At 71.5% G+C, this 12,020-nt stretch carries 13 protein-coding genes and 1 tRNA gene; 3 read left to right on the forward strand and 11 right to left on the reverse strand.

Translation table 11 applies throughout. The features are described 5' to 3' along the window. Window positions 1–148: 148 nt before the first annotated feature. The 4 genes from J2S22_RS02930 to tesB all read right to left on the reverse strand — a co-directional run bounded on the left by J2S22_RS02930 (window position 149) and on the right by tesB (window position 3,966). Window positions 149–1,591 carry an ammonium transporter gene (locus J2S22_RS02930; RefSeq protein WP_272775120.1) on the reverse strand — a complete coding sequence of 481 codons (1,443 nt, stop codon included), beginning with the start codon at window positions 1,589–1,591 and terminating at the stop codon, window positions 149–151. A 28-nt stretch (window positions 1,592–1,619) separates the two neighbouring features. Then, on the reverse strand, window positions 1,620–1,958 hold the full coding sequence (locus J2S22_RS02935; RefSeq protein ID WP_111359962.1) for a P-II family nitrogen regulator: 339 nt from the start codon (window positions 1,956–1,958) through the stop codon (window positions 1,620–1,622). A 592-nt stretch (window positions 1,959–2,550) separates the two neighbouring features. After that, a complete protein-coding gene (locus tag J2S22_RS02940; protein ID WP_272775121.1) occupies window positions 2,551–2,889 on the reverse strand; it encodes a P-II family nitrogen regulator in 339 nt (112 codons plus the stop codon). Window positions 2,890–3,096: 207 nt separating this feature from the next. Continuing rightward, on the reverse strand, window positions 3,097–3,966 hold the full coding sequence (tesB, locus tag J2S22_RS02945; RefSeq protein WP_272775122.1) for an acyl-CoA thioesterase II: 870 nt from the start codon (window positions 3,964–3,966) through the stop codon (window positions 3,097–3,099). A 265-nt stretch (window positions 3,967–4,231) separates the two neighbouring features. Between tesB and J2S22_RS02950 the strand changes: the two genes are divergently transcribed. Next, window positions 4,232–5,452 carry a ubiquinone biosynthesis hydroxylase gene (locus J2S22_RS02950; protein ID WP_272775123.1) on the forward strand — a complete coding sequence of 407 codons (1,221 nt, stop codon included), beginning with the start codon at window positions 4,232–4,234 and terminating at the stop codon, window positions 5,450–5,452. Between the two features lie 137 nt (window positions 5,453–5,589). Here the strand turns inward: J2S22_RS02950 and J2S22_RS02955 are convergent, their stop codons facing one another. From J2S22_RS02955 to J2S22_RS02975, 5 genes are all read right to left on the reverse strand, one after another. Continuing rightward, on the reverse strand, window positions 5,590–6,216 hold the full coding sequence (locus J2S22_RS02955) for a glutathione S-transferase family protein (protein ID WP_272775124.1): 627 nt from the start codon (window positions 6,214–6,216) through the stop codon (window positions 5,590–5,592). A gap of 94 nt (window positions 6,217–6,310) precedes the next feature. Next, on the reverse strand, window positions 6,311–6,511 hold the full coding sequence (locus tag J2S22_RS02960) for a Trm112 family protein (protein ID WP_272775125.1): 201 nt from the start codon (window positions 6,509–6,511) through the stop codon (window positions 6,311–6,313). A 148-nt stretch (window positions 6,512–6,659) separates the two neighbouring features. Further along, the gene (locus J2S22_RS02965) at window positions 6,660–7,334 is read right to left on the reverse strand and encodes an LON peptidase substrate-binding domain-containing protein (RefSeq protein ID WP_272775126.1); all 675 of its coding nucleotides are present in this window, start codon (window positions 7,332–7,334) and stop codon (window positions 6,660–6,662) included. A gap of 42 nt (window positions 7,335–7,376) precedes the next feature. Further along, entirely contained in the window at window positions 7,377–8,288 is a 912-nt protein-coding gene (locus J2S22_RS02970; RefSeq protein WP_272775127.1) for a thioredoxin family protein, read from the reverse strand. 82 nt (window positions 8,289–8,370) lie between these two features. Further along, window positions 8,371–8,922: a prolyl-tRNA synthetase associated domain-containing protein gene (locus tag J2S22_RS02975; RefSeq protein WP_272775128.1), complete on the reverse strand. Its 552-nt coding sequence runs from the start codon at window positions 8,920–8,922 to the stop codon at window positions 8,371–8,373. Between the two features lie 183 nt (window positions 8,923–9,105). Here J2S22_RS02975 and J2S22_RS02980 point away from each other — a divergent pair. Next, window positions 9,106–9,180, forward strand: a tRNA-Gly gene (locus J2S22_RS02980). Window positions 9,181–9,242: 62 nt separating this feature from the next. Next, window positions 9,243–9,443: a hypothetical protein gene (locus J2S22_RS02985; protein WP_272775129.1), complete on the forward strand. Its 201-nt coding sequence runs from the start codon at window positions 9,243–9,245 to the stop codon at window positions 9,441–9,443. Between the two features lie 28 nt (window positions 9,444–9,471). On the opposite strand, the gene ggt is transcribed toward J2S22_RS02985, so the two are convergent. After that, on the reverse strand, window positions 9,472–11,199 hold the full coding sequence (gene ggt, locus J2S22_RS02990; RefSeq protein WP_272775130.1) for a gamma-glutamyltransferase: 1,728 nt from the start codon (window positions 11,197–11,199) through the stop codon (window positions 9,472–9,474). A gap of 61 nt (window positions 11,200–11,260) precedes the next feature. Next, window positions 11,261–11,851, reverse strand: a complete 591-nt coding sequence (locus J2S22_RS02995) for a peroxidase-related enzyme (protein WP_370878168.1) — start codon at window positions 11,849–11,851, stop codon at window positions 11,261–11,263. Between the last annotated feature and the right edge of the window lie 169 nt (window positions 11,852–12,020).

Raw genomic sequence — 12,020 nt, forward strand, 5'->3', positions numbered from 1 at the left:
GGATCCGGGCTCAGACCTTCGGTCGGCCCCGGAACGACGCGACACGGACGGGCCAAAAAAAGAGGCCCCGACGCGAGGTCGGGGCCTCCCAGCGGCAGGGGCGGTGCCGGGTCTCCACCCCTGCCGGGTCCGTGTGCGAGGTGGGACCTCACATGTTGTAGGCACGCTCCCCGTGGTCGGCGAGGTCGAGGCCCTCGCGCTCCTGCTCGGCGGTCGGACGCAGGCCGACGACCAGATCGACGATCTTGTAGAGGATCGCCGAGCCGACGCCGGACCACACGATGGTCAGGCCGACGGCCTTCAGCTGCGAGATCAGCTGGGCCATCTGGTCGAAGTCGGCGACCTTGGCGGCGACGTAGTCGTAGACGCCGGTGCCGCCGAGCGCCGGGTTGACCAGGATGCCGGTGCCGATGGCGCCGACGATGCCGCCGACGCAGTGGATGCCGAACACGTCGAGGGCGTCGTCGTAGCCGAAGGCGTTCTTCACCACCGAGCAGAAGAACAGGCAGACGACGCCGACGATCAGGCCGAGCACCAGGGCGCCCATCGGGCCTGAGAAGCCGGCCGCCGGCGTCACCGCGACGAGGCCGGCGATGCAGCCCGACAGCGCGCCGAGGAGCGACGGCTTGCCCTTCACGATCCACTCCGCGAACATCCACGACAGCGCCGCCGCGGCCGTGGCCACGAAGGTGTTGGTCATGGCGAGCGCGGCCGAGCCCGAGGCCTCGAGCGCCGAGCCGGCGTTGAAGCCGAACCAGCCCACCCACAGCAGGGCGGCGCCGATCATGGTCTGGGTCAGCGAGTGGGGCGGCATCAGCTCCTTGCCGAAGCCGATGCGGCGGCCGACGATCAGGGCACCGACGATGCCGGCGATGCCCGCATTGATGTGCACCACGGTGCCGCCGGCGAAGTCGAGCGCGCCCCACGAGAAGATCTGGCCGGCGTCGGCCATCACCTCGTCGAGCTTGGCCTGCGCGGCCGCCTTGGCGGCCTCGTCGGTCGCGGCCGCGAGGGCGGCGGCGGCATCGGCGATCGCGTCGGGGCCGGCCCAGTACCAGACCATGTGGGCGATCGGGAAGTAGATCAGCGTGATCCACAGCGGGATGAACAGGGCCAGCGCCGAGAACTTCATGCGCTCCGCGAAGGCGCCGACGATCAGGGCCGGCGTGATCGCCGCGAAGGTCATCTGGAAGCAGACGTAGATCAGCTCGGAGATGTTGGCGCCGACCGAGAAGGTCGCGGCCGCCGACTCCGGCGTCACGCCCGAAAGGAACAGCTTGGAGAAGCCGCCGATGAAGGGCGAGCCGCCCGTGAACGTCACGCTGTAGCCGTAGATGGCCCAGATCACCACGGCGATGCAGACCGTGTAGAACACGTGGGCCAGCACCGACAGCATGTTCTTGGAGCGCACCAGGCCGCCGTAGAACAGGGCGAGGCCGGGAATCGTCATCAGCAGGACCAGCACGGCCGACGTCATCATCCAGGCGTTGTCGCCCTTGTTGATGGTCGGCGCGGCCCAGGCCGAGCTCGCCGCCAGCATCGCGACCGCGAAGGCCGCGATGCCCGCACGATACGGATTCTTGTATGTCATCTTGTCACTCCTGTCCGTTGGGTGCGGATTACAGCGCCGCATTGTCGGTTTCGCCGGTCCGGATGCGGACCGCCTGATCGATGCCGACGACGAAGATCTTGCCGTCGCCGATCTGGCCGGTCTTCGCCGCGCCCGAGATCGTCTCGATCACCTTCTCGACCTGATTGCTCGGCACCGCGATCTCCACCTTCACCTTCGGCAGGAAGCTCACCGCGTATTCGGTGCCCCGATAGATTTCCGTGTGGCCCTTCTGCCGCCCGTAGCCCTTCACCTCGGTCACGGTCATGCCGTAGACGCCGATGGACGTGAGCGCATCGCGGACCTCGTCGAGCTTGAATGGCTTGATGATGGCCATGACGATTTTCATGAATCGATCCCCGCTGGAGCCCCCTCTGGCCGAGGATGGGCTGAAATAACGGCTCGGCGCGCGAGATCGCCCCCCGCAGGCTTAGCCTGGAGGACCCGAATCAAACCGCGTGCCAACCCGGGTTCCATCCGGAGCGGCCATGATTCTGCGGTGCTTTGCCGCGCCGCCGCATGGCCGGGCCGCAGCCGCGCGCGTCCGGGCGGCCGAAAAGGCGGGCAGCCGCCGCGCGACGGCCGCGCCGTGCGCAATCGGGAGGCGTCTTCTGCCTAATTCGTGGTCAATGAGGCTGCGGCCGTTACCGGAGTGTAAACGGCAGGCGACCAAAGTATGATTTCGGCGTCGGGAAAGCGGGAGGACCGGCGCGCCACGGCCGCCCGGGGCCCGGGGCGGTCCGCGACGAGGGGGCTCCGCGCAGGCGAGGGCTCCGGATCAGGCGTCATTCCGGGCGCGCGTCAAAGGCGCGACCCCGGAATCCAGCGGCAAGCACCGCGTTCTGGGCTGGCTTCCGGGTCCGGCGCCCCGCGCCGGCCCGGAACGACCGGATCATGCAAGCCATCGCCGGGCGGGAGCATCCGGTGCGCCGCCCGTCCGCCTACAGCGCGTCGATGTCGGACTCGCCGGTGCGGATCCGCATGGCGCGGTCGACCTTGGTGACGAAGATCTTGCCGTCGCCGATCTGGCCGGTGCGGGCGCTGCCGCTGATCGCCTCGATGACGGCGTCCACCCGGTCGGCCGGCACCACCACGTCGATGCGCACCTTGGGCAGGAAGCTGACGGCGTATTCGGCGCCCCGGTAGATCTCGGTGTGACCCTTCTGGCGGCCGTAGCCCTTCACCTCGGCGACCGTCATCCCGGTGACCCCGATGCGGGTCAGCGCCTGGTGCACCTCGTCGAGCTTGAACGGCTTGATCACCGCGATCACGAGCTTCATGGCGGCCCCCTCTGTGTTCGGCGGCGCGCGCCGCCGCCTGGTGCCGTGCCCGGCTCGGCCGTCGGCACCGCGATGGACGAAGCGTCGAAAGGCATCCGCGCGCCGAAAAACGCGCCGACGCCGGAAGAGCGAGCCCGCACACTACGACAATGCCGCGCGGTCGTCAGCCGCCCTTTGCCCGCTGCGACGGACGGACGGCGCCTTCCCTCAGTCGTGGCGCGGCCGCACCACGCCCTCCTGCGCCACCGAGGCGACCAGCGTGCCGTCGCGCGAGAAGATCAGGCCGCGGCCCAGCCCGCGCGCCCCGTGCGAGCTCGGGCTGTCCTGGCAGTAGAGCAGCCACTCGTCGGCCCGGAACGGCCGGTGGAACCACATCGCGTGGTCGAGGCTCGCCGCCATGATGTCCTTCTCGAACAGGGTGCGGCCGTGCGGGATCATCGAGGCGTCGAGCAGCAGCATGTCGGATGCGTAGGCGAGCACGCAGCGGTGGATCGCCGGCTCGTCGGGCAGCCGGCCGGTGGTGCGGATCCACACGTGGAACCGGCCTTCCGGGTGCGCCTTGCCGAGATAGCGCTCGAACTCGACCGGCCGCAGCTCGATCGGCCGCTCGCGCTCGTAATAGCCGCGCACCGGGTCGGGCATCAGCGGCAGGATGCGCTCCTTCAGCTCGAGCTCGCTCGGCAGGTTCTCCGGCCCGACCACGTCCGGCATCCTGAACTGGTGCTCGAAGCCCGCTTCGGCGCGATGGAACGACACCATGGCCGAGTAGATCGGGCGGCCGTGCTGGATCGCGGTGACGCGCCGCGTCGTGTAGCTCTTGCCGTCGCGCAGCCGTTCCACCTCGTAGATGATCGGCACCTTGGGATCGCCGGCGAGCAGGAAATAGGCGTGCAGCGAGTGCGGCGGCCGCTCGGCGATCTCCTCGACGGTGCGGCAGGCGGCGACCAGCGCCTGGCCGATCACCTGGCCGCCGAACACGCGCTGCCAGCCCGACTGCGGCGAGCGTCCGCGGAAGAGGTTCACCTCGAGTCGTTCGAGATCGATGACGGATAGAAGGTGCTGGACGGCGGACGCCATGGACTGCGGACCTGTCGTTGCGGGTGGATGTCGCAGTGACGCCGGCGCACCGCACAAAGTCAAGGCGAGGACGCCACGGTCCGCTCGTCCCCGCGCAGGCGGGGATCCAGGGCGACACGGCACGACGCCCCTGGATGCCCGCTTTCGCGGGCATGAGCGGACGGGGCGAAGACTCCGCCGCATGGCCGCGGGCTCGCGGTCGGTGCTATAGCTCGCCCCGGGGCCGCGCCGCTGCGCCGGGGCGACCGAACGATGCGGTGACGACATGACGGCTGAACGAACCAATGTGGTGATCGCCGGCGGCGGCTTCGCCGGCCTGGCGCTGGCGCTGGCGCTGCGCCAGTCGCTCGGGCCCGCCTTCGGGGTCGTCGTCGCCGATCCGGCCGTCGCCCGCCCGAACGTCGATGCGCGCGCCTCGGCGATCGCGGCGGCGACCCGGCGGATGCTGGAGACGCTCGGCGTGTGGCCCGCCGTGGCGCCGGCCGCCCAGGACATCCTCGACATGGTGATCACCGACAGCCGGCTCGACGACGCCGTGCGGCCGGTCTTCCTCACCTTCGCGGGCGAGGTGGCGCCCGGCGAGCCCTTCGCCCAGATGGTCGAGAACGGCGTGCTGCTGCAGGCGCTGACCGCGCGGGCCAAGGTGGACGGCATCGATCTGCGCGCCACCAGCGTCACCGGTTACGAGGCGAACCCGCAGAGTGTGAGAGTCACGCTCGGCGACGGCGCCGTGATCGAGGCGGGCCTCCTGGTCGCCGCCGACGGCGTGCGCTCGCGGCTGCGCGACCTCGCCGGCATCACGGTGGTCGGCTGGGAATACGGCCAGTCGGCGATCGTCACCACGGTGAAGCACGAGCGTGAGCATCACGGCTGCGCCACCGAGCACTTCCTTCCCGCCGGGCCGTTCGCGATCCTGCCGCTGACCGAGAACCGCGCCTCGCTGGTCTGGGTCGAGACCACCGAGGAGGCGAAGCGCATCGTCGCGCTGCCGGACGCGGGGTTTCACGACGAGCTGGAGAAGCGCTTCGGCCTGCATCTCGGCACGCTCGAGGCCGTCGGCCCGCGCCAGGCCTATCCGCTCGGCCTCGGCGTCGCCCGCGCCTTCGTCGCCGAGCGCCTCGCCTTGATCGGCGACGCGGCGCATCGCGTCCATCCGATCGCCGGCCAGGGCCTCAATCTGGGTCTCCGCGATTCGGCGGCGCTCGCCGAAGCGGTGGCGGACGCCGCGCGGCTCGGCCTCGACATCGGCGGCCCCGACGTGCTGGAACGCTACCAGCGCTGGCGCCGCTTCGACACCATGACGATGGGCATCGCCACCGACGGGCTCAACCGCCTGTTCTCGAACCGCTCCGACGTGCTGCGGCTGGTCCGCGACCTCGGCCTCGGCCTGGTCGACCGCGCCCCCGTGCTCAAGCGCGTCTTCGTCCGCGAGGCCGCCGGCCTCTCCGGCGAGGTGCCGAAGCTGCTGAAGGGCGAGGCGCTGTAGGGGTTCCCGTCATTCCGGGGCGCACCGAAGGCGCGAACCCGGAATCCAGCGGCAAACTCTGCGTCCTCGGCTGGATTCCGGGTTCGGCGCTGCGCACCGCCCCGGAATGACCCGTTCTGATCGGCCGGTTCCCGGCCTCACACCATCGGAATCGAGGCGACGTGCTGCTGGAAGGCGGGGCGCTGGTCGATGGCGGCGTACCAGCGTTCGAGATTGGGCATCGAGGGCCGCTCCGGCACCAGCTCGAGGAAGCGCCGCGCCATGATGGCGAGCGGGATGTCGCCGTAGGAGAAGGCGTCGCCGGCCAGATAGGTCGAGGTCGCCAGCGCCGCGTCGGCGACCGTCATCGCCGCGATGCACTTCTCCTTGCCGGCCGCGATCGCCGCCGCGTCGCGCTGTTCCGGCGGAGTGCGCACCAGGCCCCAGAACACCGGGAAGATGGCGGGTCCGGCGACGCTGAGCTGCCAGTCCATCCACTGCCCGGCGCGGGCGCGGCCGCGCGCGTCGGCCGGCTCCAGCGGGCCCGGCCCGTAGGTGGCCGCGAGATAACGGACGATGGTGTTCGACTCCCACAGCACGAAGCCGTCGTCCTCGCGCAGCGTCGGGATCAGTCCGTTGGGGTTCAGGGCCAGATAGTCGGGATCCTTGTTGCCGCCGAACGGGCCGCCGAGATCGATGCGCTGGTGCTCGAGCCCCAGCTCGCCGATCGCCCACATCACCTTCTGCACGTTGGACGAGGTCGTGCGGCCCCAGATGGTCAGCATGGTCTGCTCAGGCTCCGGCGTTGCGACGGACCGGCCGGGCGCGGCACCGGCGCCGCCCGGAACGATCAGGCGCGGGGAAGGGCACGGCCGCGCCTCAGTCGAGGCGGCGGGCCTCGTCGACCAGCATGATCGGGATGCCGTCGCGGATCGGATAGGCGAGGCGGGCGGCGCGGGACACCAGCTCCTGGCGCTCGGCGTCGTATTCGAGCGGGCCCTTGGTGAGCGGGCAGACGAGGATTTCGAGGAGTTTCGGGTCGACCGCGCCGGCCGCGCGGTCGGGAGGCGTCGAGGTCATGCGATGCATCCGTTGGCGGAACGTCCGTCGTCGACGGCGGAACGGGCCGGCCGTCCGGCCGGGCGGGGCACCATACTCTCAGGGACCGCGCAGCGCCAACGGTCCGAGCCGCACCCGGTTCCGTTCCGTGTCTCCGGGCGGGCCCGCCTCACTGCAGCGGGGCGTCGCCGGGCGTGCGGCTCTTGGCGAGCTCGATCTCGGTGACGGCGACCAGGATCTCGGCCCGGGTCTTGAGGTCGGGCGCCTCCAGCAGGGCCTGCTTCTCGGCCGGCCCGTAGGGCGACATCATCGCCAGCGCGTTGACCAGCGCCTCGTTGGGGGCGTTCTCGATGCCCTCCCAGTCGGCCTTCAGCTTGTTGGCCTCGAGGAAGTCGCGCAGCGCCCGCAGGAGCGCCTCGCGGTCGACCGCCTTCTCGCCCTTGCGGGCGACGAAGTCGTCGGCGAACGGGCCGTAGGTGACGAGGCACTGGCGATAGGGGGTGTCGACCGAGAGCTCGTGCTCCACCCGGAACCGCGACACGCCGGTGAGCTGCAGGAGATAGCGGCCGTCGCCGGCCTCGGCGAACTGGGTGATGCGGCCGACGCAGCCGACCTTGAACAGGGTCGGCCTGTCTTCCGGGCCCGGATGGGCGCTGTCCGGCTGGATCATGCCGATCAGCCGGTGGCCGTTCCGGAGGGCGTCGTCCACCATGGCGAGATAGCGCGGCTCGAAGATGTTGAGCGGCATCTGGCCGCGCGGCAGCAGGAGGGCGCCCGGCAGCGGGAACACCGGGAGGGTCGACGGCAGATCCGCCGGGCCGCGATACACCGCATTCATCGGCATGGCCGGTCTCCGGGCCTGGTCCGGCGAGCGGACCGGGCCGTCTCAGGCGAACAGGATGGACGACAGGCGGCGGCGGCCCGACACGGTCGCCTCGTCGGTGGGGCCCCAGGCCTCGAACAGCTGGACGAGCTGCTTGCGGGCGCCGTCCTCGTTCCACTTGCGGTCGCGCCGTACGATCTCCAGCAGGTGGTCGACCGTCTCGGCCTTGCGGCCCTTGGCGGCCAGCGCCAGCGCGAGGTCGAAGCGCGCCTGGTGGTCGAGCGGATCGGCCGCGACCTTCTTCTCCAGCTCGACCAGCGGACCGAGCGCGGCGGCCTGCTCGGCCACCTCGAGGGCGGCGGCGGCGGCGGCCACCGGCGCCTCGCGCCGCTTCGCCTCCGGGATCATGGCGAGCGTCTGCCTGGCCTGATCCAGCGCGCCGGTCTCGACCTGGCAGCGCACCAGGCCGGCCATGGCGTGGACGTTCTCGGGATCGTGCTGCAGCACCTCGGCGTAGATCTGCGCCGCCGAGGTGGCGTCGCCCTCGACCAGGGCGGCGTCGGCGGCCTCGATGGCCTGCTGGACCGGGTCGCCCTCGGGGGCGCCACGGCCGCGGGTCAGCCGGTCCAGGAAGGCGAGCACCTGCTGCTCCGGCAGCGCCCCCATGAAGCCGTCGGCCGGGCGGCCGTCCACGAAGGCGACCACGGCGGGAATCGACTGGATGCCCATCTGGGTCGGGATGGCGCGGTGCTCGTCGATGTTCATCTTGACGAGCTTCACCTTGCCGCGTGCCGCCTTGACCACCTTCTCCAGCACCGGGGTGAGCTGCTTGCAGGGCTGGCACCACGGCGCCCAGAAATCGACCAGCACGGGCTGCCGGCGCGATTCCTCGATCACGTCCTTCACGAAGCCCTGGGTCGTGGTGTCCTTGATGAGCCCGTCCGCGGCGACCGCCGCTCCGCCGTCCTGAAACATCTGGAGTGTCCTTTGTCGGGGTGCCGCCGCGCCCCACCGATCGAACAGATGGGGAAGCAGGGAACTCATTGCAATCGTGACGTCAATCGGGCGAGTCGCCGCTCCGTGCCGGGGCCTCGTCGGAGACGGTGACGAGACGCGGCTCGTGGCCCGTGTGGCGCAGGAACCGCAGCAGGTCCCCGGGCGCGATCGCCGTCGTCATGGTGTTGACCAGCGGATGATAGTTGAGCGGGTCGTGCGCCAGCATCGGCTCGTCCAGCACGACGGTCACCCGCCCGGCGGTGTCGTTGATGGCGGCGAAGGGCGTCACCGAGCCGGGCTCGACCCCGAGCGCCTCGCGCAGCAGCTCGGCCGAGCCGAACGAGAAACGCGCGGCGTCCAGCCGCCGGTGCAGGCCCTTGAGGTCGATCACGGCGTCCTCCAGCGCCACCACCAGGAACAGCGTGCCCCGCTTGTCCTTGAGAAACAAGTTTTTCGTGTGCCCGCCCGGGATCGTGCCGCGCAGCCCCTGCGATTCCTCGACCGTGAAGACCGGCGGATGCGTCACGGTGCGGTGCGGCACGCCGAGCCGGTCCAGGCAGGCGAACAGGTCGGCCGGGGTGGCGGCGGCGGGCGATGTCGGTGCGGTCGTCATGGCATGTCGGGGCGGCGGTCCGTCGGGCGGCCGCAATGGACCCCGGCGGGCCCCCCGGCGTCAACCCCGCCGAACCGCGGCCGGCCGCCCGGAGGGAGGGCCGGAATTCGGTGCGTCGGGACGGTTGCCAAGCGATCCGAGTTTGGGTAGAGAAGCGCTCCGGCGGCGCTGCCGCCCACGGATGCGGGTGTAGCTCAGGGGTAGAGCACAACCTTGCCAAGGTTGGGGTCGAGGGTTCGAATCCCTTCGCCCGCTCCAATTTCCCCGGGTGCGATTCACTCGGGTGCGTGCAGCGGTCTGCGTTTTTCAGGACGATTGCAATGTTTCGGCGGGTATTGCGCTCCCTGGCGGGTTCGTCCGGCTCCTCCGATCCGATCGCCGGCCGCTTCAAGATCGCTCCGCTCTTCGTTCCGGCCTATCGCAGCGGCCTGTCGATCCGCATCAACGCTCGTCCGCCCCGGCAGGCGCTCGCTCGCCGCCGGCTCGGCCGCCTGATCGAGACCCGTCGCCGGTCGAGCTGACCCGCGAGCTGCTTTCACCACGCAACGGTCAATCGCCCGCCGCGCCGGCGCCGCGGGCGCGGCGGTCCGCGACCCCGACCATTCCGTCCGGCGTCACCACCACGGTATGGGCCGAGCCCGCCGTGGGGCCGACCCGCACCGGGTGGCCCATCGCCGCCAGGGCCCGGGCCGTGGCCTCGGGCACGGCGCGCTCCAGCAGGACCTCGTCGGGCCGCCACTGGTGATGGACCCGCGGTGCCGCGACCGCGAGGGCCGGCGACAGGCCGAAGTCGATCCGGTTCAGGATCACCTGCAGCACCGTCGAGATGATGCGGCTGCCGCCCGGCGCGCCGGTGACCAGCACCGCGCGGCCGTCCTTGACGACGATCGCCGGCGTCATCGAGGAGAGCGGCCGCTTGCCGGGCGCCGGCGCGTTGGCGGCACTGCCGACCAGGCCGAAGGCGTTGGGGGCGCCGGGCTTGGCCGAGAAGTCGTCCATGGTGTTGTTGAGCAGCACGCCGGTGCCGTCGGCGGTGAGTCCCATGCCGTAGTTGAAGTTGAGCGAGGTGGTCAGCGCCACGGCGTTGCCGTCGCGGTCGACCACCGAAAGATGCGTGGTGTTCGCCCCGCCGCCGCCCAGCGCCGGGCTGTCCGGGCGAATCTCCGCCGATGGCCGGGCCCTGCCCGGGTCGATGCTCCGGCGCAGCTCCGCCGCGTAGTCCTTGGACAGCAGCTTCGCCAGCGGCACGTCGACCTGGTCGGCGTCCCCCAGGAAGGCGGCGCGGTCCGCATAGGCGAGCTTCATGGCCTCGATCTGGAGGTGGAACGCGGCCGGCGACCCGGCGCCGCGGCTCTTCAGGTCGAAGCCTTCGAGGATGTTCAGCATCTCGACGAGATGGACGCCGCCCGACGAGGGTGGCGGCATCGCGACGATGCCGAAGCCCCGATAGGTGCCGCGCACCGGCGGCCGCACCACGGCGCGGTAGCCGGCCAGGTCCGCCAGGGTGAGGAGCCCGCCCGCGCCCTGCACCGTCGCGACGATCTTCTCCGCCACCGGCCCGCGATAGAAGCCGTCCGGCCCGTCCGCCGCGATTCGCTCCAGCGTCGCGGCGAGATCGGGCTGCCGCAGGAGGTCGCCGTCCGCCGGCGGGCGGCCGCCGGGCAGGAACACCCGGGTCGAGGAGGGCCAGCGGCCGAGCCGGCGCTCGGCGAGCGTCAGGGTCTCGAACAGGTCGCCCGTCACCGGCACGCCGTCGCGGGCGAGGGCGATCGCCGGCGCGATCAGTGCGGCGAGCGGCAGCCGCCCCGAGCCGTAGCGCTCGTGCGCCAGCGCGAGGCCGGCGACGCTGCCCGGCACCGCGATGGCGCGGGCGCTGAACCGCGACAGCTCCGGATCGGCGTCGCCCTTGGCGTCCAGGAACATGGTCGCGGTCGCGGCCGCCGGCGCGGTCTCGCGGAAGTCGACGGTCACGGCCTCGCCCGAGGCGCGGTGCAGCACCAGGAAGCCGCCGCCGCCGAGATTGCCGGCGCGCGGCAGCGTCACGGCGAGCGCGAAGGCGGTGGCGACCGCGGCGTCGACGGCGTTGCCGCCGCGGGCCAGCACGGCGGCGCCGATGCGGCTCGCCTGCGCCTCCTGGCTCGCCACCATGCCGTGCCGGCCCGTGATCGCGGCGGCGTCGATCTCGCCGGTGCTCGGGGTGACGTCGGTGCCCTGGGCACGCAGCGGGACGGGCGCGGCGACGAGCAGCGCGAGGAGCAGCACGAGAGCGAGACGCATGCGGTGATCGGGCCTTTCGGTCGGGGGCAGCTTCGCGGGCGGAGCGGCGGGCGCGTGGCCGTCAGCGTGCCTGGCCGTGATACTCGGGATTCGGCCGCATGTCGGTCGCCGCGGCGATGCGGTTGGTCATGTTGAAGAACGCCGCGACCGCGGCGATGTCCCAGATGTCGCGGTCCGCGAAGCCGGCGGCGCGCAGCCGGGCGCGGTCTTCGTCCTCCACGGTCCACGGCGTCGCCGTCAGCGTCACGGCGAAGTCCAGCATGGCGCGATGGCGAGGCGACAATCGGGCGGCCCGGTAGTTGGTCACCAGCTGCTCGCCGAGCAGCGGATCGCCCGACAGCGTCCGCACCGCCGCCCCGTGGGCGACCAGGCAGTAGTAGCAGCGGTTCTGCGACGACACCGCGACCGCGATCATCTCGCGCTCCAGCCGGGTCAGGCCGGACGGTGCCCGCATCAGGTCGTCGTGCAGGGCGACGAAGGCCTCCAGCTTGGCCATGTCGAACCTGTAGGCCTTCAGGACGTTGGGCACGAAGCCGAGCTTCTCGTCGCACTTCGAGAGATAGTCCGCCATGGCGGCGCTCGGCGGGACGGCCGGCAGGTCGAGGGCGATCGGCGGGTCGTCGTCGCTCGCGTTGCGCGTGGTCTCGGTCATGCTCGCCTCCTCGTGGGCGCGTGAATATGCGTGCCAAGCTCGGTCCGCCGGTCCGCGGCGGGCGCAGGTCCGCTCCGCGGCCCCTCGGCCGCTGCCTGCCGCAATCGGTTGCTCTAAAATAGAGCAAGCCCCGGGCTCGGTGGCGAGCACCGGAGGTGCAGCGAGGAGC

Source organism: Rhodoplanes tepidamans, from assembly GCF_030813915.1.
GTDB lineage: Bacteria > Pseudomonadota > Alphaproteobacteria > Rhizobiales > Xanthobacteraceae > Rhodoplanes > Rhodoplanes tepidamans.

Bases quoted from the DNA above. Each gene is read 5' to 3' on its own strand.
- J2S22_RS02995 (WP_370878168.1), bottom strand. From the start codon at position 11,851: ATGACCGAGACCACGCGCAACGCGAGCGACGACGACCCGCCGATCGCC.
- J2S22_RS02955 (WP_272775124.1), bottom strand. From the start codon at position 6,216: ATGCTGACCATCTGGGGCCGCACGACCTCGTCCAACGTGCAGAAGGTG.
- J2S22_RS02960 (WP_272775125.1), bottom strand. From the start codon at position 6,511: ATGACCTCGACGCCTCCCGACCGCGCGGCCGGCGCGGTCGACCCGAAA.
- J2S22_RS02940 (WP_272775121.1), bottom strand. From the start codon at position 2,889: ATGAAGCTCGTGATCGCGGTGATCAAGCCGTTCAAGCTCGACGAGGTG.
- J2S22_RS02935 (WP_111359962.1), bottom strand. From the start codon at position 1,958: ATGAAAATCGTCATGGCCATCATCAAGCCATTCAAGCTCGACGAGGTC.
- J2S22_RS02970 (WP_272775127.1), bottom strand. From the start codon at position 8,288: ATGTTTCAGGACGGCGGAGCGGCGGTCGCCGCGGACGGGCTCATCAAG.
- tesB (WP_272775122.1), bottom strand. From the start codon at position 3,966: ATGGCGTCCGCCGTCCAGCACCTTCTATCCGTCATCGATCTCGAACGA.
- J2S22_RS02950 (WP_272775123.1), top strand. From the start codon at position 4,232: ATGACGGCTGAACGAACCAATGTGGTGATCGCCGGCGGCGGCTTCGCC.
- ggt (WP_272775130.1), bottom strand. From the start codon at position 11,199: ATGCGTCTCGCTCTCGTGCTGCTCCTCGCGCTGCTCGTCGCCGCGCCC.
- J2S22_RS02965 (WP_272775126.1), bottom strand. From the start codon at position 7,334: ATGCCGATGAATGCGGTGTATCGCGGCCCGGCGGATCTGCCGTCGACC.
- J2S22_RS02985 (WP_272775129.1), top strand. From the start codon at position 9,243: ATGTTTCGGCGGGTATTGCGCTCCCTGGCGGGTTCGTCCGGCTCCTCC.
- J2S22_RS02930 (WP_272775120.1), bottom strand. From the start codon at position 1,591: ATGACATACAAGAATCCGTATCGTGCGGGCATCGCGGCCTTCGCGGTC.
- J2S22_RS02975 (WP_272775128.1), bottom strand. From the start codon at position 8,922: ATGACGACCGCACCGACATCGCCCGCCGCCGCCACCCCGGCCGACCTG.